Source organism: Mesorhizobium sp. C277A, from assembly GCF_040324395.1.
Lineage (GTDB): Bacteria > Pseudomonadota > Alphaproteobacteria > Rhizobiales > Rhizobiaceae > Mesorhizobium.
Genome location: NZ_JAMYVW010000002.1, coordinates 4175027 through 4198885 on the forward strand (window position 1 = coordinate 4175027; position 23859 = coordinate 4198885).

Below are 23859 nucleotides of genomic sequence, written 5' to 3' on the forward strand. Positions count from 1 at the left end.
CGCACAAGGCGACTCGTAGCTTATGCGGAAAACGAAAGCATAGCCATTTGGTATATTAGTCGGCGCGGATATCGATCGGCGCTTCGATCTTTATCACTTCGAAATCCGAAACCAGAATATCGAGCCGCGCCGTCCAGCGGCCTGGAATCGGAATGACGAGATTATCGACCCGCCAAGTGCCGTCGCCTGGCTTGGTCGCCGGACGCTTGATCGGCTCGATCCCGGAATCGGGCTTGGACAGCACCAGCGACACTTCCTTGGCGTCGAGCGGGCCGAAATCGCCATCCATGATGACGATGGAGGCGGTGACCTCCCCGGTATGGCCGGGCGTGATGTCGATGTCGGCCATCGCCTTCATAGTGTGGATATGGGTCGACGTCGGTTGTGCCGCGGCGATTGCCAGGGCCCGTGGCGGCGGCGTGAAGCGCCAGCCGGCGGCAACGCCGAAGATCAGGAGCACGATCAGCATTTCGACTGAGATCGAGCGGCTAAGCCGTCGCCGCACTTCCGTCGCTCCGGCCTCGGCCAAGGCGGTGAGCCGCCATCGATTGACCGCCGCCAGCGTGAACAGAAACACCAGCAGCGCCAGCTTGATCAGCAGCAGCCGGCCATAGGCGGTGTTGACCAGTGCCGCCGGTGTCTGCACCTGGATGATGGCGAGCACCACACCGGCGGCGGCAAGCACTACCACCACGGGCATGATCGCGCGCGAAAACCGCCGCAGGAACGCCCCGGCTTCCATCGATTGGCTGCTCAACGCCAGGCCGAGCGGCAGCAGTGCTCCAGCCCAGAAAGCGATGCCGGCGCCATGCAGGAACACCATAGGCCGCGTCAGCCATTGCGGTTCGGCTGCACTGGCATGGCCGCTGGCGGCAAGGGCTGCACCCACACCGGCCAGCCCGGCGAGCGCCAACGGCCTGGCGCCAGCACGCGATCCGACCAACGACAGCAGGCCAAGCCCGAGCGCCGCCAGCGAAATCAGCACCGTCCAGCCGAAGCTGGTGCCAAGCGCCGTCCGCCAGACCACCGGTTGCGCCAGCCGGGCGAGTGGCGCGCCCAGCGCGTCCAGCCCCTGGAACCCGAGCGACAGGGGTGCTGCGACCAGCCCGCACAGGATGGCGGCAATGACGAAGCGCTGGCCTGAGCGCTGGCCTTGCGCCAGCCATGTCAGCGCGAAGGCGCCGCCAATGCCGAGGAAAAGCCCGATGTAGAGAAGAACCTTGCCGGTCCAGATCGCTGACCGCAAATCTATATCGACAGCTTCCCCCACCGCCGGCGCCGCACTTGGCGCGCCAACGGAAAACAGCACCGAGCCGCCGACCGGATGGCCATCGGCGGAAATCACCCGCCAGCTCAAGACATGGGTGCCCGGCCCGAGCTTTTGTGGATTGCCGATCTCAACCGTTTGGTCGCTCAACCGAAACGAGGTCAAAGCGACAGGCGTACCGTCGGGCCGCACCAAGGTCAGCACCAGCGGCGACACAGGCTCGCTGAAGGTCAGCGAAAATTGCGTCGGCGCTCGCTCCAGAACCGCGCCGTCGGCAGGCTCGGCCTTGATCAGCGCCGCATGGGCAAAGGCCTGGTTTGGCGTGGCAAGGACGGCAAGCAGCAGGATCGCGGCCAGCAGGCCGAAGCACCTGCCGGCTGTCCGTTCTATCCGCTGAAAACAGGCCACGTTCATGCCATCCACCAAAACAGTGGCGCGCCGCTTCGAAGCAGCGCGCCGCCAATGCATCATTTCTTCGGCAGCAGGTTGAGGCCGGGCGCCGGATCTTCCAGCGCATCCTCATCCTGACCAGCCGCCGGAATCTCTATCCAACGCGTGGTGGCCCCATCGCATTCCTGCACCACCGGAAAATAGAGTTTTTGCCCGGCCGGCAGATCGGCGGCCAACGTGCCGCGGAAGACGAACTCGTCATAAAATTCATCCGGCAGGCTGCCGCCGCTCCAGTCGACTTCCTTGACGCCCGAGGTCACCGCCTCGCCATAGAGCTGGTAGGATTTCTCGTACTTGCCTTTCTTGACCTGCAGCGTCCAGCCGGGCTTGGGCATCGGCTTCACCCCGATCACCCCTTCCGGGATCTGCACGCGCACGGCAATCGTCGCCTTGCCTTCGCAGCCATGCGGCACGCGCAGCACGGCCTTGTAGGTCGAACCGACCGGCGCTTCCTGGGTTTCGAGCGTGATATGGCCGAAGGCAGCGCTTGTCCCCAGGACAAGGAATGCAGCGGCCGGCAAAAGATACTTGTTCATGATGGTCCCTCTCGAAAAATCGGTTGGCAAATTGATTGGTCAGTCGTTGTCTTCGAGGGGTGGCGCGCTGCCTATGGCTTGCACGGCAAACTCGACGGTCACGGTTCCGGCCTTCTCGAAAGTCAGCGTGGCGGCAAACATCTGGCCTTCTTTAGGCGGCTGCTTCAAATCCATGAACATCACGTGGTAGGCGCCAGGACCCAGCGTGATCTTGCCGCCCGCCGGAATGTCCAGGGCGCCACTGACCGGGCGCATGGTCATGACGCCATCCTTCACCCCCATTTCATGCAGTTCGGCCTTGCCCGAAATATCGGAGGCAATCGACAGCAGCCGGTCCGGCGCGCTGCCCTTGTTGACGATGGTGAAATAGCCGCCGGCAACCTTGGCGCCGGCCGGCGTGGCGCGCGACCAGGGATGCTTGATCTCGATGTCACCGGCCTTGAATTCATGCGCAAGGACGGAATGGGAGCCGACGAACAACAGTGCAAAGGCGAACAGGGCGCTGCCGAGACGCTGCTCGATAGTGCTGAATAAACGGGTGCTGCGGTGCAACGCGCCGGCACGAAGAAAACGGAACATGGGTAGGCTCCATGAATATAAGGTCGCGCCGTTGTCGGGCTGCGAACGTGTTTGTCATTGGATGATTATCGCCTGCGCAGGTTACGCAAAGCGAGCGGCGGTTTTCAGCCCGCAAGCGGCGGCGCGCGCGGATTGGCCGGAGAGCGCTCGCGCGTGACGTCGGGATGCCTGACTGCCGGCGGGGCAAAAGCGACTGTTTCCAAGTACTGGCTGACCGGCGCCAGGCCGACGCCTGCCGGCGGCGCATAGGCGACGGAGGCCATGCTGCAGCCGAGCATGCAGCACGCCGGCATATGCTGCTGGTGCGGATCGCCGCCGGGAAGCTGGACCGCCCCCTCATGTGTACAGATGACGTTGCCGAAAACGTCGAGTTGCGAGGCATCCGGCGCAATGCCGAAGGCAAACACGCCGAGCGTCGACTGGAGCAGCAGCACACAGGCCGCGACAAAGGCGGCCGTCATGCTCCATCTCTTACGCCGGAAGTCCAAAGACCTGCCTCTTCACGCAGCAACGCTTGGATATCTAGCACGCGGCATGTCGGCGGAAAATCGCCAAATCATCGCTGCGGCAACGCGGCGCGTTCAATCCATGTCGCCAAAAAGTGCGCTGCGGTTTGGGATAACGACATGCATAGGCAAAGATCTTGTGCGCATAACCTCCCTTCGGACGTCGCGCTCAGGAAGCCGGGCGGCCGCCGATTTCCGGAATCGACGTCAACAGCGTGTGGCGTGCCGACTTCAGATGCTTGCGGCAGGCGGCGTCGACCTTGCCGAGATCGCGCGATTTCAGCGCCGCGATGTAGGCGAGATGCTCGCTCACCGCGACTTCGTTGCGCTCGCGCTCTTGCGCCTTGTTCCACTGGTAGTGGTAGTGAAAGATCATGGCGATGACGTCGTAGAAATCGACGATGAAGCGGTTGTGCGACGCCCGGTGGATCAGCCGGTGGAAGCGCTCGTCTAGCTCAGAGAATTCGTTGAAGCGGACGGCGATTTCGCTGGCCAGAAGCCGGTGCTCGTCTTCCAGCCGGTCGAGATCCGCCCAGACCGGACTGTCCCCAGGCAAGGCGGCAAAGGCCGCCGCCGAGCGTATCTCGAACATCTCGCGGATTTCAGTGAGTTCGAGCGCGAAGGCTCGCGTAAATCCTTTCAGCACCCAGTGGCTGTTGCGCCGCTTCTCGATCAGGCCGAATCGGGAGAAGCGGATGAGGAACTCTCGCACGCTGGTGGTGCCGACGCCGATCTCGCGCGCCAGTTCGAGCTCGTTGATCTGCATGCCGGCCTCGGCGCCGCCGGCCAGCAACCTGCGCATAAACGACCGCTCGATGATCTGGGCCAGTGTGTCTGTCTCCTCCTCGGGGAAGAAATCATCCGGCTTCGGCGTCCTGAGCACTGTCTTGCTGCGTTTGTTCCACGCGATCAGCCCGGTCTCTTCCATGCGCGCCAGAATGGTGCGCACGGTGGTACGGCTGACGCCAAGCAAAGTGCCCAGCTCCGGCTCCGACGGCAGGCTCTGCGTCTCATCGAGCAGCCGCAGACCCCTGTTGTAAGCGTCCTTGTAGACGTTGTTGCTCTTCGACATCCCTGCCCCGTTGCGCGCCGGCGCTTGCTGTGGCTGGCTTGAAGCGCGATATCACATATGTCCTGGCGCTCACCCGGCAAAGCAAAACGCTCTGCGTGTCAGACGCCGCTCCCCACAAGCCAAGCGTCCATCGGACGCATGGTCTCCTCCTGAAAAAACAATTGACGCACAAATGTTTTTTCACGATAAAAGACATTATATGTAAACAGACGCGTGTCAATCCGCGCATCCCCAGGAACAGACCCAGGAAACTGCCCGTGAACGCCTCGAACAGCATTCTTCTGTCCCCCGCCGACAATGTCGCGGTCGCCAATGGCCGCATCGAGATCGGCACCCCTCTGCCCGGCGGCGCCGTCGCCACGGCCTTGATCGAGCCCGGCCACAAGGTGGCGATCAAGCCTATCGCCGCCGGCGAGGCGGTGGTCAAGTATGCCCAGGCCATCGGCCGCGCCACCCAGGACATCGCGCCCGGCGACCACGTCCATTCGCACAATCTGGTTTTTGAATCCGGCCGCCTGCCGGTGGTGCCGCCGAGCGAGGCCGAGCACGCCACCGAAGCTGACCGCGCCCGGACATTCATGGGCTATCGTCGCGCCGATGGCCGTGCCGGCACCCGCAACTTCATCGGCATCATCGCCAGCGTCAATTGCTCGGCCACCGTCTGCCACGCCATCGCCGACGAGGCCAACCGCGTGCTGCTGCCGAAATATCCGGGGATCGACGGCTTCGTCCCGATCGTCCATGGCCAGGGCTGCGGCATGAGCGGCACCGGCGACGGCATGATGGTGCTGCACCGCACGCTCGCCGGCTACACCCGCCACCCGAATTTCGGCGGCGCGCTGATGGTCGGCCTCGGCTGCGAGGTCAACCAGCTTACCCTTTACGGCCAGAAAGGTGCGGCGGCGGGAAAACGCCATTTCAACATCCAGGACGCCGGCGGTTCGCGCAAATCGGTCGAAAAAGCGATGGGCGTGCTCGCCGAAATCGCCGAGGAAGTCGGCCAGTATCAGCGCGAGCCGATCCCGGTCTCGGAGATCGTCGTCGGCCTGCAATGCGGCGGTTCCGACGGCATGTCGGGCATCACCGCCAATCCCGCGCTGGGAGCGGCGGTCGACATCCTGGCCGGCGTCGGCGGCATCGGCATCCTGTCGGAGACGACGGAGATCTATGGCGCCGAACATCTGCTCGCCTATCGCGCGGCAACGCCGGAGATCGCCAAGAAGCTCGACGGTTTCGTCAAATGGTGGGAGGACCATGTCGCCAAGCACGGCGCCTCGATCGACAACAACCCCTCGCCCGGCAACAAGCGCGGTGGCCTGACCACCATCCTGGAAAAGTCGCTGGGCGCCGTGGCCAAAGGCGGCCAGACTCCGCTCAACGGCGTCTTCGGTTATGCCGAAAAGGTCACCGGCAGTGGCTTGGTGTTCATGGACACGCCCGGTTACGACCCGGTCTCGGCGACCGGTCAGGTGGCGGGCGGCGCCAACATCATCGTCTTCACCACCGGCCGCGGCTCCTGCTTCGGCTGCCGGCCCACGCCGTCGATCAAGGTCGCCACCAACTCGACCATGTACCACCAGATGGAAGAGGACATGGACGTCAATTGCGGCGTCATCGCTTCGGGTGAGAAGACCATCGCCGGCATGGGCCGGGAACTCTTCGAACTCATCGTCGAGACGGCATCGGGCCGCAAGACCAAGAGCGAGGCGTTCGGCTACGGCGACAACGAGTTCGTGCCGTGGCACCTCGGCGCGACGCTCTAACCACCGACGAAAAAAGCGGGCTGCAAAGACGGCTCACAAGGGGAGGCTGTGGATGGACAAACGCCGCATCGGCACGACTGCGCTCGAGGTAACCGAGATAAGCTTCGGCGGGGCGGCGATCGGCGGGCTCTACCGGGCCTGTCCGCGCGAAGCGGCGATGGAGACGCTGCAGACAGCCTGGGATGCCGGCCTGCGCTATTTCGACACCGCGCCCTTCTATGGCTTCGGCCTGTCGGAACGGCGGACCGGCGATTTCCTGCGCTACAAGCCGCGGGATTCCTATGTGCTGTCGACCAAGGTCGGACGGTTGTTCCGCCCGGTGCCGGAAGACCAGGTTCCCGATCATTCCTATGTCGACCCGCTGCCCTTCGCGCTCGACTACGACTACTCCTATGACGGCATCATGCGCTCGGTCGAGTTCTCCTATGCCCGGCTCGGGCTGAACCGGATAGACATCCTGTTTGTGCACGACATCGGCACCTACACACATGGCGTCGAGAAGACGAAGCTGCACTTTCGCCAGCTGATGGACGGCGGCTTGAAGGCGCTGGAAGAGCTTAAAACGTCCGGCGTGATTTCCGCCTATGGGCTCGGCGTCAACGAGGTGCAGATCTGCCTCGACGTGCTGCGCGAAGCGCCGCTCGACTGCATCCTGCTGGCCAGCCGCTATTCGCTGCTCGACCGCTCGGCTGAAGCCGAGTTGCTGCCGCTGTGTCGTGAGCGACAGACTTCGCTCATCATCGGCGGCGTTTTCAACTCCGGCATCCTGGCGACCGGGCCGGTGCACGGCGCGCATTTCGATTATCTGCCGGCGACGCAGGACATACTCGAGCGTGTTGGGGCGATGGAGAAAATCGCTGATGAGGGCGGATATCCGCTGGCGGCGGCTGCATTGCAGTTTCCGCTGCAGGAGCCTGTCGTGGCCAGCGTGCTGACCGGAACGGCCAAGCCCGCCAACCTGACGCGCAACCTCGACCTGTTCGACGTCCAGGTGCCGCAAGCGGAATTCGCCCGCTACGCTCCCTACACCATCGTGCAGGAGCTCGGCTGACGAAACGCCACGATCACGGTTCTCAAGAAGGAATGAACATTCCATATTGACTCGACGGTGGAATTAATATTCCATGATGCTCAAGGAGGATCGGGAGCGTCTGGACGTGGCACTGAGGATCGGCAGGGAGGTTTCCCCGCCAAGCCATGCGCAGGCCGATATGAAACACCGCTTGCGTCGGCCGGACCGATGCACTATCAAAAAGCGGCAACTGTTTTTTATTGATAAAGTTCTGTTTGGGCCGCGCCTATCCAAATGGAGCTTCCGTAACCTTCACCGGGCGATCTAGGGAGGATTCCTAATGAAATTCGTGACCAGCATTCTCAACCGCCGCTCACTGATGGCACTAGCTGCCGCCTCGATGCTTGCCGGCACGCTGCACACGGCGCCGGCTTCGGCGGCGGACGTGACCATTCCGATCATCGTCAAGGACACCACGTCCTTCTACTGGCAGATCGTCCTGGCCGGCGCCCGCAAGGCCGGCAAGGATCTCGGCGTCAACGTACCCGAACTCGGCGCCCAGGCTGAAACCGACGTCAACGGCCAGGTCTCGATCCTCGAGAATGCCGTCGCCGGCAACCCGGCCGCGATCGTCATCGCGCCGACCGAATTCAAGGCGCTCGGCAAGCCGATCGATGAAGCGGCCAGCAAGGTCAAGGTCATCGGCATCGACTCCGGCGCCGACTCCAAGGCGTTCACCTCGTTCCTGACCACCGACAATGTGCAGGGCGGACGCGTCGCCGCTGACGGTCTTGCAGCAGCCATCGGCGAAGCCAATGGCGGCAAGATCGAGGGCGACGTCGCCCTGATCACCAACGCGCCGGGCGCCGGTTCGCTGGAGCAGCGTAAGCAGGGCTTCACCGAGCAGCTGGCCGCGAAATATCCGGGGCTCAAGCTCGTCGCCGACAAATATGCCGACGGGCAGGCAACGACCGGTCTCAACATCGCCACCGACCTGATCACCGCCAACCCGAACCTCAAGGGCATCTTCGCGTCCAACCTGATCATGGCGCAGGGCGTCGGTCAGGCTGTCGCCGAGAATAACCTTGGCGGCAAGCTGGCGCTGGTCGGCTTTGACAGCGACGAGAAGCTGATCAAGTTCCTCAATGACGGCGTCATTTCCGCGCTCGTCGTCCAGGATCCGTACCGGATGGGCTATGACGGCATCAAGACCGCGCTCGCCGCCTCGAAGGGCGAGAAGGTCGAGGCCAATGTCGACACCGGCGCCAACCTGGTGACCAAGGCAAACATGAAAGACCCCAAGATCGACGCCCTGCTCAACCCGAAGCTCTGAGCCCGTCAACCAAAAATCCTTTCCGGGGCCTCGCGCCCCGGAAACACCGGATACAAGCTTGAATATCCACAGGCTTGAATCACCTCGACGATGCGGCTTGACTGCATCGCGACGTGCCAATCGTAAGGCCAATCTGGGAGGATTGTCATGACGCCCACGGCGCAGGAACTGCACCCGGCCCCAACGCTAGCGCCCGGCAGGACGATCCTCGAACTGCACGGGCTGGAAAAACGCTATCCCGGCACGCATGCGCTGAAGCCCGTTCACCTTGCCTTCAAGGCAGGTGAGATCCACGCCATCGTCGGCGAGAACGGCGCCGGCAAATCCACCTTGATCAAGCTTCTGACCGGCGTCATGCCGCGCACCTCCGGCGATGTCATCTGGGAGGGCAAGCCGGCAGCGCTGGCAACCCCACACGAGGCGATGGCGCTGGGCATCAACGCCGTGCATCAGGAGGTCGTGCTCTGCCGCCATCTCACCGTCGCCGCCAACATGTTCCTCGGCGAGGAGAATTCGCGCTTCGGCATCCTGCAGCAGCGGGCCATGGTGAAGGAAGCGCAGAAGATCATCGACGGTCTCGGCTTCGATCTGCCGGCGCATGTCATGCTGGGTGACCTCACCATCGGCCAGCAGCAGCTGATCGCCGCCGCCCGCGCCACCGTGCGCGGCACCAAGTTCCTGATTTTCGACGAGCCGACCGCCTATCTCACCCGCAAGGAAGCCGACCAGCTGTTCACGCTGATCCGCAGGCTCAAGGGCGAAGGCGTCACCATCATCTACATCAGCCATCGCATGGAAGAGGTGTTCGAACTCGCCGATCGCGTCTCGGTGCTGCGCGACGGCACGCTGGTCGGCACCCGCAACATTGCCGAGACCAATGACGCCGAGCTGGTCAAGATGATGATCAATCGCTCGATCGAGCAAGTCTACCACAAGGAGCATTTCACCCCCGGTGCCGTGATCGTTGAGGCGAAAAACCTGTCGGGCAAGGGCTTCGAAGACGTCTCGATGACAGTGCGTGCCGGCGAGATCGTCGGGCTCTATGGCCTGATCGGCGCCGGCCGCAGCGAGTTTGTCACCACGCTTTATGGCCGCCACAAGAAGTCGGCCGGCCAGATCCGCTGGCAAGGCAAACCGGTGCTGATCAATTCCGAGCACGACGCGATCAAGCTCGGCATGGCGCTGGCGCCGGAAAGCCGCCGCGACCAGGGCCTGTGCCTGAACCTGCCGGTCGGCCTCAACCTCAACCTGCCGATCTACAAGCGCATCTCCAACAACCTGCTGATTTCGAACACGAAGGAAAAGGCTGAAGCCGATCGCCAGATCGCCGGCCTCCGCATCAAAACGCAAACACGCGGCGCCCTGGCCTCCAGCCTGTCCGGCGGCAACCAGCAGAAGATCGTCATCGGCAAATGGCTGGCGCACGGCGCTAAGCTGTTCATCTTCGACGAGCCTACGGTCGGCGTCGATGTCGGTACCAAGGCCGAGATCTACCGCCTGTTCGGGGAACTGTTGTCCAAGGGCGCCGGCATCATCCTGATCTCGTCCTATCTGCCCGAGGTTTATGAGCTCGCCGATACGCTGCACGTGTTCCGGCGCGGCAAACTGGTCGCCAGCCATGGCTTTCGCGCCGCCAGCCACGAAGACGTGCTGACGCAGGCGATCGGCTGACAAAACAAGAAACGGGAGGAACCATGAGCATCGAAACCGTCGCGATCGAAAAACCGAAACGGAACTACAACGTCCTGTTCGGGCTGACGCTTCTGGCGTTGCTGGTTCTGCTCTGGATCGTGCTGTCGGTGGCGACGCCGAGCTTCGCCTCCTCCAACAACATCGCCAATCTTTTGCGGCAGGGCTCGATGATCGCCATCATGGCGGTCGGCCAGACCTTCGTCATCATCACCGGCGGCATTGACCTCTCGGTCGGCGCCGTGGTCGGCTTCGCCACCGTCATTGTCGCCATGATGATTAATGCCGGCTTCCCGATCTGGGTCGCCATTCTGGTGACGCTGCTGGTCGGTGTTGCCATCGGCCTGTTCCATGGCTTCGGCATCGTCAAGATGGGCCTGCCGCCCTTCATCATCACGCTGGCGACGCTGACCTCGTTGCGCGGCATCGGCCTGTTGATGACCAACGGCAACTCGATCAACATCAACAGCGACAGCTTCACCGCGTTCTCGCGCAGTTCCTTTGTCGGCATCCCCAATCTGTTCTGGATGGTGATCCTGGTCGGTATCCCGGCCTACATCTTCCTGCACCACAGCCGCTGGGGCCGCTATCTCTTCTCTGTGGGATCCAATGCCGAGGCCTCGCGCCTCTCGGGCGTCAATGTCCAGCGCACCATCTACATGGCCTACACGCTGTCGGGCCTATGCGCGGCCTTCGTCGGCGTGCTGCTGGCGGCGCGCATCGGCATCGGCAACCCGACCCAGGCCGAAGGTTGGGAGTTGCAGGCGATCGCCTCATCGGTGATCGGCGGCACCTCGCTGTTCGGCGCCGTCGGCTCGGTGCATGGCCCACTGCTCGGCGCCTTCATCCTGGCCACCATCAACAACGGCGCCAATCTCCTCAACGTCAACTCGTTCTGGCAGCGCATCATCACCGGCGCGCTGATCATAATCATCGTCTATTTCGACGGGCTGCGCCGTCGCGGCAAGTAATTCTCCCTGACCTTCTGCGCCGGCCTGCTTAACAACGGACCGGCGCCTTTTTTGAGAAACACTGGAATTGCCGAATGAAAGCTGTTGTCTGCCGCTCGCCCGGCGAGCTTGTCCTGGAAGACCGGCCGGCGCCAGGAGCGCCGCCTGCCGGCTGGGCGCTGGTCGCCGTCAGCCATGTCGGCATCTGCGGCACCGACTACCACATCTTCGAAGGCAAGCACCCGTTCCTTGCCTATCCCCGCATCATGGGCCATGAAGTGTCGGGCACCGTCGTCGAGACCGGCGAAGATGTCGACCTTGCCGTGGGCGAGCCCGTCATCATCAATCCCTATCTCGCTTGCGGAAAATGCATCGCCTGCCGGCACGGCAAGCCGAATTGCTGCGTCAGGATCGAAGTGCTTGGCGTCCATCGCGACGGCGCCATGGCCGAGCAGATCCTGGTGCCGGCGCAGAATCTTTATCCGGCAAACGGCTTGTCGCTGGCCGATGCGGCGGCGGTGGAATTCCTCGCCATCGGCGCGCATGGCGTGCGGCGCGCTCGCGCCGAACCAGGCGCCCGCACGCTGGTCATCGGCGCCGGGCCGATCGGCCTTGGCGCAGCGCTGTTTGCGCGCATCGCCGGGCTCGATGTCAGCCTGCTCGACATGAGCACGGAGCGGCTGGATTTTGCAAAAGGCGAACTCGGCTTCGCCACGCTCGACGGCTCACAAAAAGCGGCAGCCGAACTGGTGCGCGAGGCAACCGGCGGCGAAGGGTTCGACATCGTCTTCGACGCCACCGGCAACACCGCCTCGGTGCAGTCGGCCTTCGCCCATGTCGCGCATGGCGGCACGCTCGTGCTGGTCAGCGTCGTCAAGGATGACATCGTCTTTTCCGACCCGGAATTCCACAAGCGCGAAATGACATTGATCGGCAGCCGCAACGCGCTGAAAGTCGATTTCGACCACGTCGCCGCCTCGATCCGCAACGGCGCCGTGCCGCTGGCAAAACTCGTCACCCACCGCACCACGCTGGCCGGCACGCCGGATGATCTCACCCGCTGGGCGCATGAGAAATCGGGGTTGATCAAGGCTGTGATCGAGGTGGGGTAAGACATCCGAAAAATTTGGTGGAGCGATAAGTGCCGAGTTAAGGCAGATCGCATACCTCGGCGATTTGCGAAAAGGCCCGTCGCTTCCTCATCCACGGGCGGAGCAAGGAGCGAAGCGACGCGGCGCAGACCCGAGGTTTCATTCGGTGACGTCTGCGCTAGAATCCAGCGGTGCAAAAAGAGGCGTCCATTCGCATCTCCTACCTGCACCGCTGCGGCGCGCGACAGTCGCGGCATGGGTCCTCGAGTCTCCGCGTCCGCTGCGCCCGTGGATGAGGGAAGTGAGCGGCTAAGCCGCCCGCTTCCACCCATCCCTGATATGCCTGTATCCCTCGCGATAAACTGCCTCCGGCGTCTCGGAAAAATCCCGCCACACCTTGGTCGCCGCCGCCAGATCCTTCAGCGACCTGCCAAACGCCTCGATCGTCAGCCAGTCGTCATAGCCGCTCTTGCGGATGGCCGCGAAAGTCTCTTTCCACGGAATGTTCCCGCGCCCCGGCACGCCGCGATCGTTCTCCGAAATGTGGATGTGCACGACATTCCGCCGGTGCTTCATGTAGGCGCCGATCGGGTCGGCTTCCTCGATATTGGCGTGGAAGGTGTCGTACATCGCCTTGATGTGCGGCCGGTCGATGGCATCGACGTGCTCGGACAGATCGGCCATCGTGTTCAGCAGATAGCACTCGAAACGGTTGAGCGCCTCCAACCCGATGGTAACGTTCCGCTTGCCGGCATGATCGCCAATGGCGCGTTGCGAGGCGATCGAGCGCTTCTTCTCGGCAGCGGTCGGCCCGCTGCCGGAGAAGGCGCCGAGCGTCGAATGCAGCGGCCCGCTCAGCGTACTCGCGCCGAGCGCCTGGGCGCAATCGATCGCCCATTTCATGTAGCCGATGCCGGCCTTGCGGGTCGCGGCATCCGGCGAAATCAGATTCATCGCCGGGTCGCCCATCGCCGTAACAGCCGTGCGCTCCAACCCGATGCGGTCGAGCAAATCGCCAAGGTTCTTGTAGTCCTCTGGCGTGCCTGAGAAGATCGGTATCTCGACGCCGTCGAAGCCGGTCGCCTTGATGTCGCGCAGCAACGGCTCGTGTTTCTTAGACACGGAAGTCGTCCACAAAAACATGCACATGCCGATTTTCATCGACAGCCCCTCCCCGTTTGACGGCGCGCGCTGGTTTCTTTCGCACCTCGCACCATGCGCCCTCATTCGGCCGCTTCGCGGCCACCTTCTCCCCGAAGGGAGAAGAGACTTGGCGCCGGCGCTCCCTAAAGTTTCGTCCACGCCCCGTTCTTCTTCGATGACTTCACGCAGGCCTCGATGAACGCCATACCTTCGACGCCGTCCTGGATGGTCGGGAACACCACGTCCTTGCCCGGCTTGCCGCCCTTCTTGCGTGCCGCGCGGATCGCCCGCGCCGCCTCCTGGTAGATGTTGGCGAAGCCTTCGAGATAGCCTTCCGGATGGCCAGACGGAACGCGGCTGACGCGTCCCGCAACTGGCAGCGCGCCGGCGCCGTTGCGGGTGAGCAGCTGCTTGGGCTGGCCAAACGGCGTGTACCAGAGATAGTTCGGATCGGCCTGCACCCATTCCAGCCCGCCTTTAGAGCCATAGATGCGCAGCTTCAGCCCGTTCTCGTGGCCCGGCGCCACCTGGCTCGCCCAGATCATGCCCTTGGCCGGATGCACCTTGCCGACCGGCTTGAAGCGCAGCATGACATTGACATTGTCGTCGAGCAGTCGCCCCGGCACGAAAGCGTCGAGATCGGCCGACAGGGAATCGAGCTCCAGACCCGAGACGAAGCGCGCCAGATTGTAGGCATGCGTGCCGATGTCGCCGAGCGCGCCGCCCGCGCCCGCCTGCTTGGGGTCGGAGCGCCACGCCGCCTGCTTCTGGCCGGTGGCGGCAAGATCCTCGGTCAGCCAGTCCTGTGGGTACTCGGACTGAACGATGCGGATGTCGCCAAGCTGCCCCTTGGCCACCATCTCGCGCGCCTGCCGGATCATCGGATAGGCAGTGTAATTGTGCGTCAGCACGAACACCTTGCCGGTCTTTTCAACCACGGCCGCGAGCTTCTTGGCCTCGGCCAAAGTCGTCGCCAGCGGCTTGTCGCAGATGACGTGGATGCCCGCCTCGAGGAAGACCTTGGCCGCCGGCACGTGCACATTGTTGGGGGTGACGATCGCCACCGCCTCGATGCCGTCCGGGCGCTTGGCCTCGGCCTTGGCCATCTCGGCATAGGAGGCGTAGCTGCGCGCCGGGTCGAGACCGAGTTCGGCGGCGGAAGCCTTGGCGCGCTCGGGATTGGCCGACAGGGCGCCGGCCACCAGCACGAAGTCATTGTCCATGCGCGCCGCGATCCGGTGCACCGCGCCGATGAAGGCGCCTTGGCCGCCGCCGACCATACCATAGCGGATCGGGCCGCCCCCCGCTTCCGACTTCGATGCGCCGACCATGTCTTTCTCCTGCTTGTGTCAAATACCCATCATGGCGCGCAGCATCTTCTTGTCGGTGGTGCCGCCGGCGAAATCATCAAAGGCCTTTTCCGTCACCCGGATAATGTGGTGCTGGATGAAGGGCGCGCCTTCGGCCGCGCCGTCCTCCGGATGCTTGAGGCAACACTCCCATTCCAGCACCGCCCAGGAATCGTAGCCATACTGGGTAAGCTTGGAGAAGATGCCGCCGAAATCGACCTGCCCGTCGCCAAGCGAGCGGAAGCGGCCGGCGCGATTGGTCCAGCTCTGATAGCCGGAATAGACGCCTTGCCGCCCCGTCGGATTGAACTCGGCATCCTTGGCATGGAAGGCCTTGATCCGCTCGTGATAGATGTCGATGAATTCGAGATAGTCGAGCTGCTGCAAAAGGAAATGCGACGGGTCGTAGTTGATGTTGCAGCGCTTGTGACCGCCAACCGCATCTAGGAACATCTCGAAGGTTGCGCCGTCGAAGATGTCCTCGCCGGGATGGATCTCATAGCCGACGTCGACGCCGTTCTCGTCATAGACGTCGAGGATCGGCTTCCAGCGCTTGCCGAGTTCGGCAAAGGCCTCCTCGATCAGCCCGGCCGGCCGCTGTGGCCAGGGATAGAGATACGGGAAGGCCAGAGCGCCGGAAAACGTCACCGAGGTTTTCAGGCCAAGATTCTTCGAGGCCTTGGCGCCGAACTCCATCTGTTCGACCGCCCATTTCTGCCTGGCCTTGGGGTTGTTGTGCACCGCAGGCGGTGCAAAGCCGTCGAACTGGGCATCATAGGCCGGGTGCACCGCCACCAGCTGCCCTTGAAGATGCGTCGACAGCTCGGTGATCTCGACGCCGGCATCAGTGCAGACGCCTTTCACCTCGTCGCAATAGGTCTTGGAAGACGCCGCCTTCTTGAGGTCGAACAGGCGTGCATCCCAGGTCGGGATCTGCACGCCCTTGTAACCGAGACCGGCCGCCCATTTGGTGATCGAGGCCAGCGAATTGAACGGCGCGGTATCCCCCGCGAACTGCGCCAGAAACAGCCCCGGACCCTTCATTGTCGACGGCATCGGCATCCTCCCAATTCATTTTTCCAAGGACCAAGCATAGCGCCTGATGAAAGCAGGGCCAGCCTCTTTGGTCTCTTGTGATGTGCATTCTCGTATGGCATTCTGGTATTACCAAATACCGGAAATGGGTCAAGCCATTTGACTCACGCGCAAAGCTGCCGGGGCATTCCATTTTTGGCGATATATACCAGCATAATCAATACGGTACACAGATGCCGATATCGCATCGCGGCGGTTCTTGCCGCGCGACAAAAATTGCTGTAGACCTCCATTAGGGCCCAATTGGTCGAACCAGTTGCGCAAAAACGCTGGAGCGCCTTGGGGAGGAAACACGCGACGCGCCTTGTGGGGCGCATCGCAGGCGAACTGGCACAGACGAATTCTGGGAAGGATAGACCATGCATCTTTCGACGCACAACTGGATGCGCGCGGAACCGTTGGAGGTGACGCTGAAGCGCATCAAGAAATTCGGCTACGAGTCGATCGAGATTTCCGGCGAGCCCGAGCAATACAAGACCAAGGAGACCCGCGCGCTGCTGAAAGAATACGGCATCCGCTGCTGGGGGTCGGTGACGCTGATGCTGGGCGAACGCAACCTTGCCGCCAGGGACCAGGGCCAGCGCGAACGCTCGGTGCAGTACGTCAAGGACGTGCTGACCATGGTCAGCGAACTTGATGGCGAGATCATAACGCTGGTGCCCGCGACCGTCGGCAAAGTGGTGCCGGACGGCACCGAGGAAGAGGAATGGAAGTGGGTGGTCGACGCCACCCGCGAATGCTTCACCCATGCCAGGAAGGTCGGCGTCAAGATCGCGGTCGAGCCGCTCAACCGCTTCGAGACCTATCTGTTCAACCGCGGCGCGCAGGCGTTGGCCCTGGCCGATGCGGTCAGCCCCGAATGCGGCGTCTGCCTCGACGCCTATCACATCCATATGGAAGAATTTAACGTCCATGACGCGATCCGTCAGGTCGGCAAACGGCTGTTCGACTTCCACGTCGCCGACAACAACCGCTTTGCCGCCGGCCTTGGCCAGATTGATTGGCCACGGATCGTGCAGACGCTGAAGGAAGTCGGCTATGACGGCGCGCTGACGAACGAATTTGTCGCGCCAGTCGACCGCACACCCGCCGCGCCCTATCCCGACATGGTCGAGCGCAATCCGGTCGACATTTCTCCCGAACAGCTGAAGTTCATCCAGGATCACGGCTCCAGCGTGCTGACGGAGAAATTCTACACCGACCAGATGCGCATCACGGCCGAAACGCTGCTGCCGCTAATCAAGTAGCCGATCGGGATGCGCATCAAAACGGTCCAGGCGTGGTGGGTCCGCGTGCCGATTGAGGCCGCGAAGCAGCATCGCAGCGACTTTGGCCAGGTGACGACGTTCGACGCCGCCATCCTGCGCATTGAGACTGACGACGGGCTGATCGGCTGGGGCGAGGGCAAGAACGCCGCCGGCAGCGCCGGCAGCTATGGTGCGCTGGTCTACATGCTGAATCACGAGGTCGGGCCGCAGCTGATCGGCCGCGACCCCGCCGACATCGGCATGATCTGGGAGATGCTCTACAACGGCGTGCGCCATGACAGTGCCGCGCGCGCCGGCCATGCCATGCCGCAGCTGGCGCGGCGCGGCATGAGCATTGCGGCAATCAGCGCCGTCGATATCGCGCTCTGGGATATTCTGGGCAAGTCGTTGGGACAGCCGGTGTGGCGGCTCATCGGCGGCCGCAAGCTCGACCGCATGCCGGCCTACGCCTCCGGCGGCTGGGCTGCCGCCGACGCTATCGGCGAGCAGCTCAAATCCTACATCGCCAAAGGCGGCTTCAAGGCGCTGAAGATGCGCGTCGGCGCCATGGACGGCGCCCCGCACATTTCCGCCGCCCGCGTCCGCGCCGCACGGCAGGCGCTCGGTCCTGACGTCGAGTTGATGGTCGACGCGCACGGCACCTATACGGTGGCCGAGGCCAAGCGCTTCATCAGCCTGGCCAGCGATCTCGACCTCGCCTGGTTCGAGGAGCCTGTTATCGCCGACGACAAGGCTGGTATGGCCGAGGTGCGCGCCTCGGGTTCGATCCCGATCGCCACCGGCGAAAGCGAAGCGACGCGCTACGCCTTCCGCGATCTCGCGGTGCTGAAATCCGCCGACATCTTCCAGCCGGATCCGGCCTTTTGCGGCGGTATCAGCGAGGCGATGAAGATCGGCACCATCGCCAGTGCCTTCAATCTGCGCTTTGCCCCGCATCTGTGGGCCGGCGCGCCATGCTTCTTCGCCGGCCTGCATGTTTGTGCGGCCTCGCCTGCCAGTTTTACCGTCGAATATTCGCTCGGCGCCAACCCGATGATCCACGATCTTATCGAAGAGACTGTCGAAGCAAGGGACGGTATGATAGCGATCCCTGAAAAGCCGGGTCTGGGATTCACCATTTCGGAGCGGTTCCTGGAGGCGCACGCGCAACGCGGTTGACGATGAAAGAAAAGAACCTTCTCGCCGAACTCGCCGCCTATCTGTTCGCCCATTCGGACAAGGAGAGCGGCCGCACGCCCTCGGAGCGCGAGCTGGCGGAGCATTTCGGTGTCAGCCGCGGCCAGATCCGCGAGGCGCTGGCCATTCTGGAGGCCATGCGCATCGTCGAGCGCCGCGCCAAATCCGGCATCTATGTCGACACCAGGCAGGCCAGTGTAGAAGCCTTGGCTCTTTTCGCCCGCGCGGGCCTGCCGCTCGATCCGGTGCAGATCTACGAGACCGTCGAACTGCGCAAGATCCACGAGATCAAGGCCGCCGAACTTGCCTGTTCGCGTGCCACTGAAGAGAATTTCGAACGCCTGCGGGAGATCCTGAAAGCCTCGGAGGAGTGCATCGCCGCCGGCGAAGGCCTCGCCAAGGAAGACCGCGAATTCCACCTCGAAATCGTGCGGGCGACCAAGAACGGCGTCTTCCACAATATCTGCAGCGTCTATTACCTGATGGGCGAGCAGCGGCTGCCGATCTACTTCAACGATCCCGAGCGCTCAGTGCGCTCGCATGCCGAGCATATCCAGATCTACGAGGCGCTGCTGCGTCGCGACGGCAATCTCGCCCAGGCGCTGATGAGCGCCCACCTGCAAGGCGCGGAAAGCTACTGGAAGGGGATCATCGAGGGCCGCGAGGCGCAAGCGCAAAGCCTGGCATTTGAGAAAGCCTAGAGCAATTCCAGGAAAAGTGTGAAACGGTTTTCCCGGGAAGCGCGCAGCGCTTTCCCTTGCGACAAACACGAGAGCCCCATGCCCAGAATCCTGTCGACGCACACGCTGCATCCGCGTGCCTCCGCAATGCTGGCGGGCGCCGGTGAACTCGTCGTCGCCTCAGCGCTCGATGCGGCAACGCTGACCGCCGAGGCGAAGCATGCCGACGTCATCATCGTTCGCGCACCGCTGCCGCCGTCGCTGTTCGAAAACGCCACGAAACTCAGAGCCGCGGTCCGCCACGGCGCCGGGCTCGACATGGTGCCGATGGAGGCCGCGGCCGCGGCCGGCGTGCTGGTCGCCAACGTGCCGGCGGTCAATGCGCGTTCGGTCGCTGAATATGTGATGTTCGCGGCCCTTGCCCTGCTTCGGCGCTTCCGTTCGGTCGACCGCGACTTGCGCGCCAAGGGCTGGAATGCCGGCCGCGACCACGCCAGCCATGCCAGCGAGCTTGCCGGCAAGACCATCGGCATCATCGGCTTCGGCGCCATCGGTCAGGCAGTCGCCCATATCGCCGCGCACGGCTTTGGCCTCGACGTCGTGGCGACGACCCGCAGCATGCAGCCGGCACCCGACAGGATCGGCTTCCTGTCGATCGATGCGCTGATCGAACAGAGCGACATCATCGTGCTCTGCTGCCCGCTGACGCCGGAAACGCGCGGCCTGATCAGCCGCGAACGCATCGCCCGCATGAAGCCGGACGCGCTTTTGATCAACATTTCGCGCGGGCCGGTGATCGATGACGAGGCGCTGATCGAGGCCTTGCGCCAAGACCGGATCGGCGGCGCCGCACTCGACGTCTTTGCCACGCAGCCGCTGCCGGCAAACCATCCCTATTTCGGTTTCGACAATGTCATCGTCACCCCGCATATGGCGGGGATCACCGAGCAATCGATGATGCGCATGGGGGTGGGTGCTGCCGGCGAGACCTTGCTGGTGCTGGCCAACCGGCTGCCTGTCAATCTGCGCAATCCCGACGTGGTCGAGCATTACCGCCGGCGGTTTCCTGCCGACTGACGTTTCTGCGAGCCGCCTCAATTTTCGCGGATTTGCCGTCGACCTTCGCCGACATGGTCAAGAGCGTCGTGAGAGTTCTTCTTCTGATTGCCGGTACAAGCGTGCCGCCAGCCGAGGCTCAGGCCGAAAGCAGCTACGTGCCTTGCGACAACGGCCTGCGCTGCGTGATGGCGCCCTGCCCTTCTACCAGCGCGCTCGACCTCGCCACCGGAAAGGTCGTCAAGGGTGTGTGGGTCGACATCGACGGTTTGCCGCAGCAGGACAAGGCGCTTGACCTTTCCGACAAGCTCTATGCCGGCAAGCTCGTTGTCACAGGAACAATCGAGAACCGGCCACACAGCTTCAACGGCAAGCAGCACGACGTGCCGACATTGTTCGCGACGGGCATCCTGCGCACCGCCAAGGACAGCGAACGCAAGCACTGCTCGTCGGGTTGACTATTACCGACCAAGCAGCCGCTCGATTTCAGCCGCGATGCGCAGCAGATGGTGGTCGTGGCCATTGCGCGCCACCAGCATCAGTCCGGCCGGCAGCGTCATGCCGGGCATCGGCAGCGAGATCGCGCAGAGGTCGAACTGGTTGGCGACCTGGGTATTGCGCAGCAGCAGACCTTCGGTGCGTTCACGCAGAGCCGTATCCTCGGCCATCGAAACGATAGTCGGCGCTGTCACCGGCGTGGTCGGCAGAGCTAGCACATCGACCGAACCCAACCGCTCGTCCATGGCTATGCACAGTGCCGCGCGACGACGCATTGCCCTGATATAAACCGGCGTCGGTATGGCCGCCGCCCGCGACAGCGGCCCGCTGACATGGGGATCGACCGGCACCGATGCGCCCGTCGCCAGCCAGTCGGCATGGATTTCAGAACCTTCCATGGCCGCGATCGAGCCGCGTTTGGTGGCCAGGCGCAGATCGGCAATGAGGTCGTCGATCGAAATGTCCGTGAGCCACGCGCCTGCCTGCTCGATCCCGGCAAGGCTGCGATCGAACGCGGCGGCAATCTCCGTTTCCGTGTCTTCGAAAAGCAGGCCGCGCGGAATGCCGACACGAAGCCCGGCAAGCGCTAACGGCAGGTGCAGTTGCGGCATCTGTTCGCCCGTCATCGCGGCGTCAGCCAGGGCACACGCAGCAACACTCAGCGCCAGCGGCCCGATCGAATCCAGCGTCGCGGAAAGGGGATAGGCACCAGTCAGCGGCACGCGCCGCGCCGTCGGCTTGAAACCGACGACGCCGTTCAGCGATGCCGGGATGCGCACCGAACCGCCGGTGTCGGAGCCGATGGAAATGTCGCTCGTCCCCTCGCCAACGGACACGGCGGCGCCCGACGACGAACCGCCTGGAATGCGGCTGGTGTCGGCGGCATTGCCCGGTGTGCCGTAGTGCATGTTGTCGCCGATAGCGGTGAAGGCGAATTCGGTCATGTTGGTCTTGCCGATGATGACGGCGCCGGCCTGGCGCAGACGGCTGACGACCGCAGCGTCGTGCCGACGGGGCGCGGTGTCCCTCAGCATCAGCGACCCGGCCGTGGTCGGCTCGCCGGCGACATCGAACAGATCCTTGATCGACACGATGGTGCCGTCGAGCGGCCCGAGCGATACGCCGGCCTTCTTGCGCGCATCGGTGGCCTCGGCCGCTGCGCGCGCCGCCTCGGCATAGAGTTTGGTGAACACCTTCTCGCCTGCCGCGCAACTGGCAAGACGTGACAGGATGATCTCGAGACGATCGCGGATTGATTGCATGTCGATGTCGGATTCCGTCAAGGTGGAGCGTCTTTAAGGCAGGCGCCGGTTTGGCCTGCGAAAGGGATACCCCGGCCAGCGTGCCTTTGCACCTGCCAGCGATAGGAAGGGACTGATGCTATACAAAGGCAGCTGCCACTGCGGCAAGGTAGCGTTCGAATTCAAAGCCGAACTGACCGGCGCCGTGCGGTGCAATTGTTCGATGTGCAGGCGCAAGGGCGTGCTGTTATGCGCCATCCCGCATGACAGCCTGAAGGTGCTCGCATGGGGCGATGATCTCGGCACCTATACGTTCAACAATCACGTATTGGCGCATCGCTTCTGCCGGACCTGCGGCATCCATCCCTTCGCCGAGGATGTCAGTCAGGGCAACCAACGCAGCGCCTACGTCAACCTTAACTGCGTTGCGGATATTGATGCTGCCGGTCTGTCGATTTTCGACTTCGATGGCCGCTCGGTCTAAGCTTACCGGTAACCCGCGGCATCGGCAGGTTTGCCGGCGTTCTGTACCTCCGGAACATAGCGCCAGGCGTCCGGGCGTGAGCCGTCGAGATCGGTAAAACCATAAATCTGCGCCAACCCACCGCTGGACAGCGACTGGCCGTTCCAGCGCGCACGATCCGGATCCGCCGCAAGCGACGCGACCGCGCGGCCGACAAAGCGCGGCGTTTCGGAAATGACGAAATGCGGCACGTTGGCGGTGGCGTCGCGCCAATTGTCTTCAGTGACGCCAAACGCCTCCAGCATCATTTCGGAACGAAGCCAGCCGGGCGTCAGCGACACCGAGGTGGCGCCATGCGCAGCAAGATCTTTGGCGTGTGCCCATGCCATGCGGTTCACCGCGACCTTGGCGAGATCGTAGAACGGCGACAGCCGATAGTGATCGGCATTGTACTCGGCGGTGCCGTCAGTGACCTCGACCAGCAGCCCGCCCGGCCGCTCGATCATCAGCGGCAGCGCATGATGCGCGGTGATCAGATGCGTGTCGATGCCGAGCCGCAACAGGCGCAGGCCGTTTTCTAGATTGTGGTCCCAGACCGGCTTATTCCACTCGAACAGCTTTTCGCCGCCCCAGACATCGTTGACCAGAATGTCGAGCCGACCCTGTTCGGCCCGGATGCGCTCGACCAGACTGCGCACATCATCAGTCACCATATGATCGACTTGCACGGCAATGCCCTTGCCGCCATGCGAAGAAACCAGCTCCGCCGTCTCCTCGATGGTTTCGGGCCGGGCATAGTCGGATTGCTGGCTGCGTGTGGTGCGCCCCGTGACATAGACGGTGGCGCCGGCGGCACCGAGCTCAACCGCGATTCCCCGCCCTGCGCCACGCGTGGCGCCGGCGACCAAAGCGACTTTTCCCTGCAATGTCATGGTACGCTCCCAAACTAAACAATGATTAATCCAGCTGGCCTTCGCCGCTCACATCAGATATAAATGATCATTCGGTTATATCTGGATGTCAAGATGACGCGACCAAAAACCACATCCGACGAGCAGGTGCTGGAAGCCGCGCTGCGATTGATTCACGATCAAGGCCCCGAGGCGCTCACCTTCGAGCGGCTGGCAAAGGCCTGCGGCCTCTCGGGCGCGACACTGGTGCAGCGTTTCGGCAACAAGGCGCAGCTGAAGCAGCGCACCTTGCTGCAAGCGTGGGATGGCCTCGATGCCAAGACGAGGGAACTCGCAGCCACCGTTCCCAAAACGCCGGCCGGCGCGATCGAATTGCTGGTGGGGCTGTCGCAGGGCTACGGCGGCATCGAAGCCTACGCCGAGGGCCTGCTCGTCCTGCGCGAGGATCTGCGCGACCCCGTGCTCAGGGCGCGAGGCGCCGCCTGGAAAGCGTTCCTGAGCGAGGCCCTTGCGGCTTGCTTGGCCGGAACGCCCGACACCCCGCGCGACATCGGCCTGCTGATGGCATCGCATTGGCAGGGCTCACTGCTGTGGTGGAGTTTTGACCCGACGATCGAGGTGGCCACCTATGTCGAGGAAAGCCTCAAGTGCTTCGTTGCAGCCATCACCAAGACAGCGGCCCGAAAACCGTGATGGGCCGCTGCGCAAGCTGGGAGTGGATGTAGTCTAAA

Annotated in this window: 23 protein-coding genes; 13 read left to right on the plus strand and 10 right to left on the minus strand. The window is 63.2% G+C overall.

Annotation, left to right across the window (positions count from 1 at the left end; genetic code table 11):
- Positions 1–55: 55 nt before the first annotated feature.
- From NKK52_RS20580 to NKK52_RS20600, 5 genes are all read right to left on the minus strand, one after another.
- Entirely contained in the window at positions 56–1681 is a 1626-nt protein-coding gene (locus NKK52_RS20580; protein WP_023683023.1) for a copper resistance CopC/CopD family protein, read from the minus strand.
- 53 nt (positions 1682–1734) lie between these two features.
- Positions 1735–2253 carry a YcnI family copper-binding membrane protein gene (locus tag NKK52_RS20585; RefSeq protein ID WP_023683022.1) on the minus strand — a complete coding sequence of 173 codons (519 nt, stop codon included), beginning with the start codon at positions 2251–2253 and terminating at the stop codon, positions 1735–1737.
- 39 nt (positions 2254–2292) lie between these two features.
- Positions 2293–2832: a copper chaperone PCu(A)C gene (locus NKK52_RS20590; protein ID WP_023683021.1), complete on the minus strand. Its 540-nt coding sequence runs from the start codon at positions 2830–2832 to the stop codon at positions 2293–2295.
- A gap of 104 nt (positions 2833–2936) precedes the next feature.
- Positions 2937–3293 (minus strand): DUF2946 family protein, encoded by a 357-nt coding sequence (locus tag NKK52_RS20595; RefSeq protein ID WP_023683020.1) that lies wholly within the window; start codon positions 3291–3293, stop codon positions 2937–2939.
- 214 nt (positions 3294–3507) lie between these two features.
- Positions 3508–4410 (minus strand): GntR family transcriptional regulator, encoded by a 903-nt coding sequence (locus NKK52_RS20600; RefSeq protein ID WP_023683019.1) that lies wholly within the window; start codon positions 4408–4410, stop codon positions 3508–3510.
- Positions 4411–4667: 257 nt separating this feature from the next.
- Between NKK52_RS20600 and NKK52_RS20605 the strand changes: the two genes are divergently transcribed.
- From NKK52_RS20605 to NKK52_RS20630, 6 genes are all read left to right on the plus strand, one after another.
- Positions 4668–6173 (plus strand): UxaA family hydrolase, encoded by a 1506-nt coding sequence (locus NKK52_RS20605; RefSeq protein ID WP_023683018.1) that lies wholly within the window; start codon positions 4668–4670, stop codon positions 6171–6173.
- Positions 6174–6225: 52 nt separating this feature from the next.
- Complete coding sequence (locus NKK52_RS20610; protein ID WP_023714138.1) at positions 6226–7224, plus strand: aldo/keto reductase; 999 nt, start codon at positions 6226–6228, stop codon at positions 7222–7224.
- A gap of 301 nt (positions 7225–7525) precedes the next feature.
- On the plus strand, positions 7526–8518 hold the full coding sequence (locus tag NKK52_RS20615; RefSeq protein WP_023669816.1) for an ABC transporter substrate-binding protein: 993 nt from the start codon (positions 7526–7528) through the stop codon (positions 8516–8518).
- Positions 8519–8665: 147 nt separating this feature from the next.
- A complete protein-coding gene (locus NKK52_RS20620) occupies positions 8666–10189 on the plus strand; it encodes a sugar ABC transporter ATP-binding protein (RefSeq protein ID WP_031197627.1) in 1524 nt (507 codons plus the stop codon).
- 23 nt (positions 10190–10212) lie between these two features.
- Positions 10213–11178 (plus strand): ABC transporter permease, encoded by a 966-nt coding sequence (locus tag NKK52_RS20625; protein ID WP_023683015.1) that lies wholly within the window; start codon positions 10213–10215, stop codon positions 11176–11178.
- A 74-nt stretch (positions 11179–11252) separates the two neighbouring features.
- A complete protein-coding gene (locus NKK52_RS20630; protein WP_023683014.1) occupies positions 11253–12269 on the plus strand; it encodes a zinc-binding alcohol dehydrogenase family protein in 1017 nt (338 codons plus the stop codon).
- A 288-nt stretch (positions 12270–12557) separates the two neighbouring features.
- On the opposite strand, the gene NKK52_RS20635 is transcribed toward NKK52_RS20630, so the two are convergent.
- From NKK52_RS20635 to NKK52_RS20645, 3 genes are all read right to left on the minus strand, one after another.
- Positions 12558–13409, minus strand: a complete 852-nt coding sequence (locus NKK52_RS20635) for a sugar phosphate isomerase/epimerase family protein (RefSeq protein ID WP_023683013.1) — start codon at positions 13407–13409, stop codon at positions 12558–12560.
- A gap of 125 nt (positions 13410–13534) precedes the next feature.
- Positions 13535–14722: a Gfo/Idh/MocA family protein gene (locus NKK52_RS20640; protein ID WP_023683012.1), complete on the minus strand. Its 1188-nt coding sequence runs from the start codon at positions 14720–14722 to the stop codon at positions 13535–13537.
- Between the two features lie 18 nt (positions 14723–14740).
- Positions 14741–15796 (minus strand): sugar phosphate isomerase/epimerase family protein, encoded by a 1056-nt coding sequence (locus NKK52_RS20645; RefSeq protein ID WP_023683011.1) that lies wholly within the window; start codon positions 15794–15796, stop codon positions 14741–14743.
- Between the two features lie 398 nt (positions 15797–16194).
- On the opposite strand from NKK52_RS20645, the gene NKK52_RS20650 reads away from it, so the two are divergent.
- From NKK52_RS20650 to NKK52_RS20670, 5 genes are all read left to right on the plus strand, one after another.
- Positions 16195–17082: a sugar phosphate isomerase/epimerase family protein gene (locus tag NKK52_RS20650; RefSeq protein ID WP_023683010.1), complete on the plus strand. Its 888-nt coding sequence runs from the start codon at positions 16195–16197 to the stop codon at positions 17080–17082.
- A 9-nt stretch (positions 17083–17091) separates the two neighbouring features.
- A complete protein-coding gene (locus NKK52_RS20655; protein ID WP_023683009.1) occupies positions 17092–18261 on the plus strand; it encodes a mandelate racemase/muconate lactonizing enzyme family protein in 1170 nt (389 codons plus the stop codon).
- A gap of 2 nt (positions 18262–18263) precedes the next feature.
- Entirely contained in the window at positions 18264–18980 is a 717-nt protein-coding gene (locus tag NKK52_RS20660) for a FadR/GntR family transcriptional regulator (protein WP_023683008.1), read from the plus strand.
- Positions 18981–19058: 78 nt separating this feature from the next.
- On the plus strand, positions 19059–20036 hold the full coding sequence (locus NKK52_RS20665) for an NAD(P)-dependent oxidoreductase (RefSeq protein ID WP_023683007.1): 978 nt from the start codon (positions 19059–19061) through the stop codon (positions 20034–20036).
- A 68-nt stretch (positions 20037–20104) separates the two neighbouring features.
- Positions 20105–20473 carry a PQQ-binding-like beta-propeller repeat protein gene (locus tag NKK52_RS20670; protein WP_245263082.1) on the plus strand — a complete coding sequence of 123 codons (369 nt, stop codon included), beginning with the start codon at positions 20105–20107 and terminating at the stop codon, positions 20471–20473.
- A 3-nt stretch (positions 20474–20476) separates the two neighbouring features.
- On the opposite strand, the gene NKK52_RS20675 is transcribed toward NKK52_RS20670, so the two are convergent.
- Positions 20477–21775 (minus strand): amidase, encoded by a 1299-nt coding sequence (locus NKK52_RS20675; protein ID WP_023683005.1) that lies wholly within the window; start codon positions 21773–21775, stop codon positions 20477–20479.
- Positions 21776–21890: 115 nt separating this feature from the next.
- On the opposite strand from NKK52_RS20675, the gene NKK52_RS20680 reads away from it, so the two are divergent.
- On the plus strand, positions 21891–22238 hold the full coding sequence (locus tag NKK52_RS20680) for a GFA family protein (RefSeq protein ID WP_023683004.1): 348 nt from the start codon (positions 21891–21893) through the stop codon (positions 22236–22238).
- A 2-nt stretch (positions 22239–22240) separates the two neighbouring features.
- On the opposite strand, the gene NKK52_RS20685 is transcribed toward NKK52_RS20680, so the two are convergent.
- The gene (locus tag NKK52_RS20685; RefSeq protein ID WP_023683003.1) at positions 22241–23149 is read right to left on the minus strand and encodes an SDR family oxidoreductase; all 909 of its coding nucleotides are present in this window, start codon (positions 23147–23149) and stop codon (positions 22241–22243) included.
- Between the two features lie 93 nt (positions 23150–23242).
- Between NKK52_RS20685 and NKK52_RS20690 the strand changes: the two genes are divergently transcribed.
- The gene (locus NKK52_RS20690) at positions 23243–23821 is read left to right on the plus strand and encodes a TetR/AcrR family transcriptional regulator (protein WP_023683002.1); all 579 of its coding nucleotides are present in this window, start codon (positions 23243–23245) and stop codon (positions 23819–23821) included.
- Positions 23822–23859 lie beyond the last annotated feature (38 nt).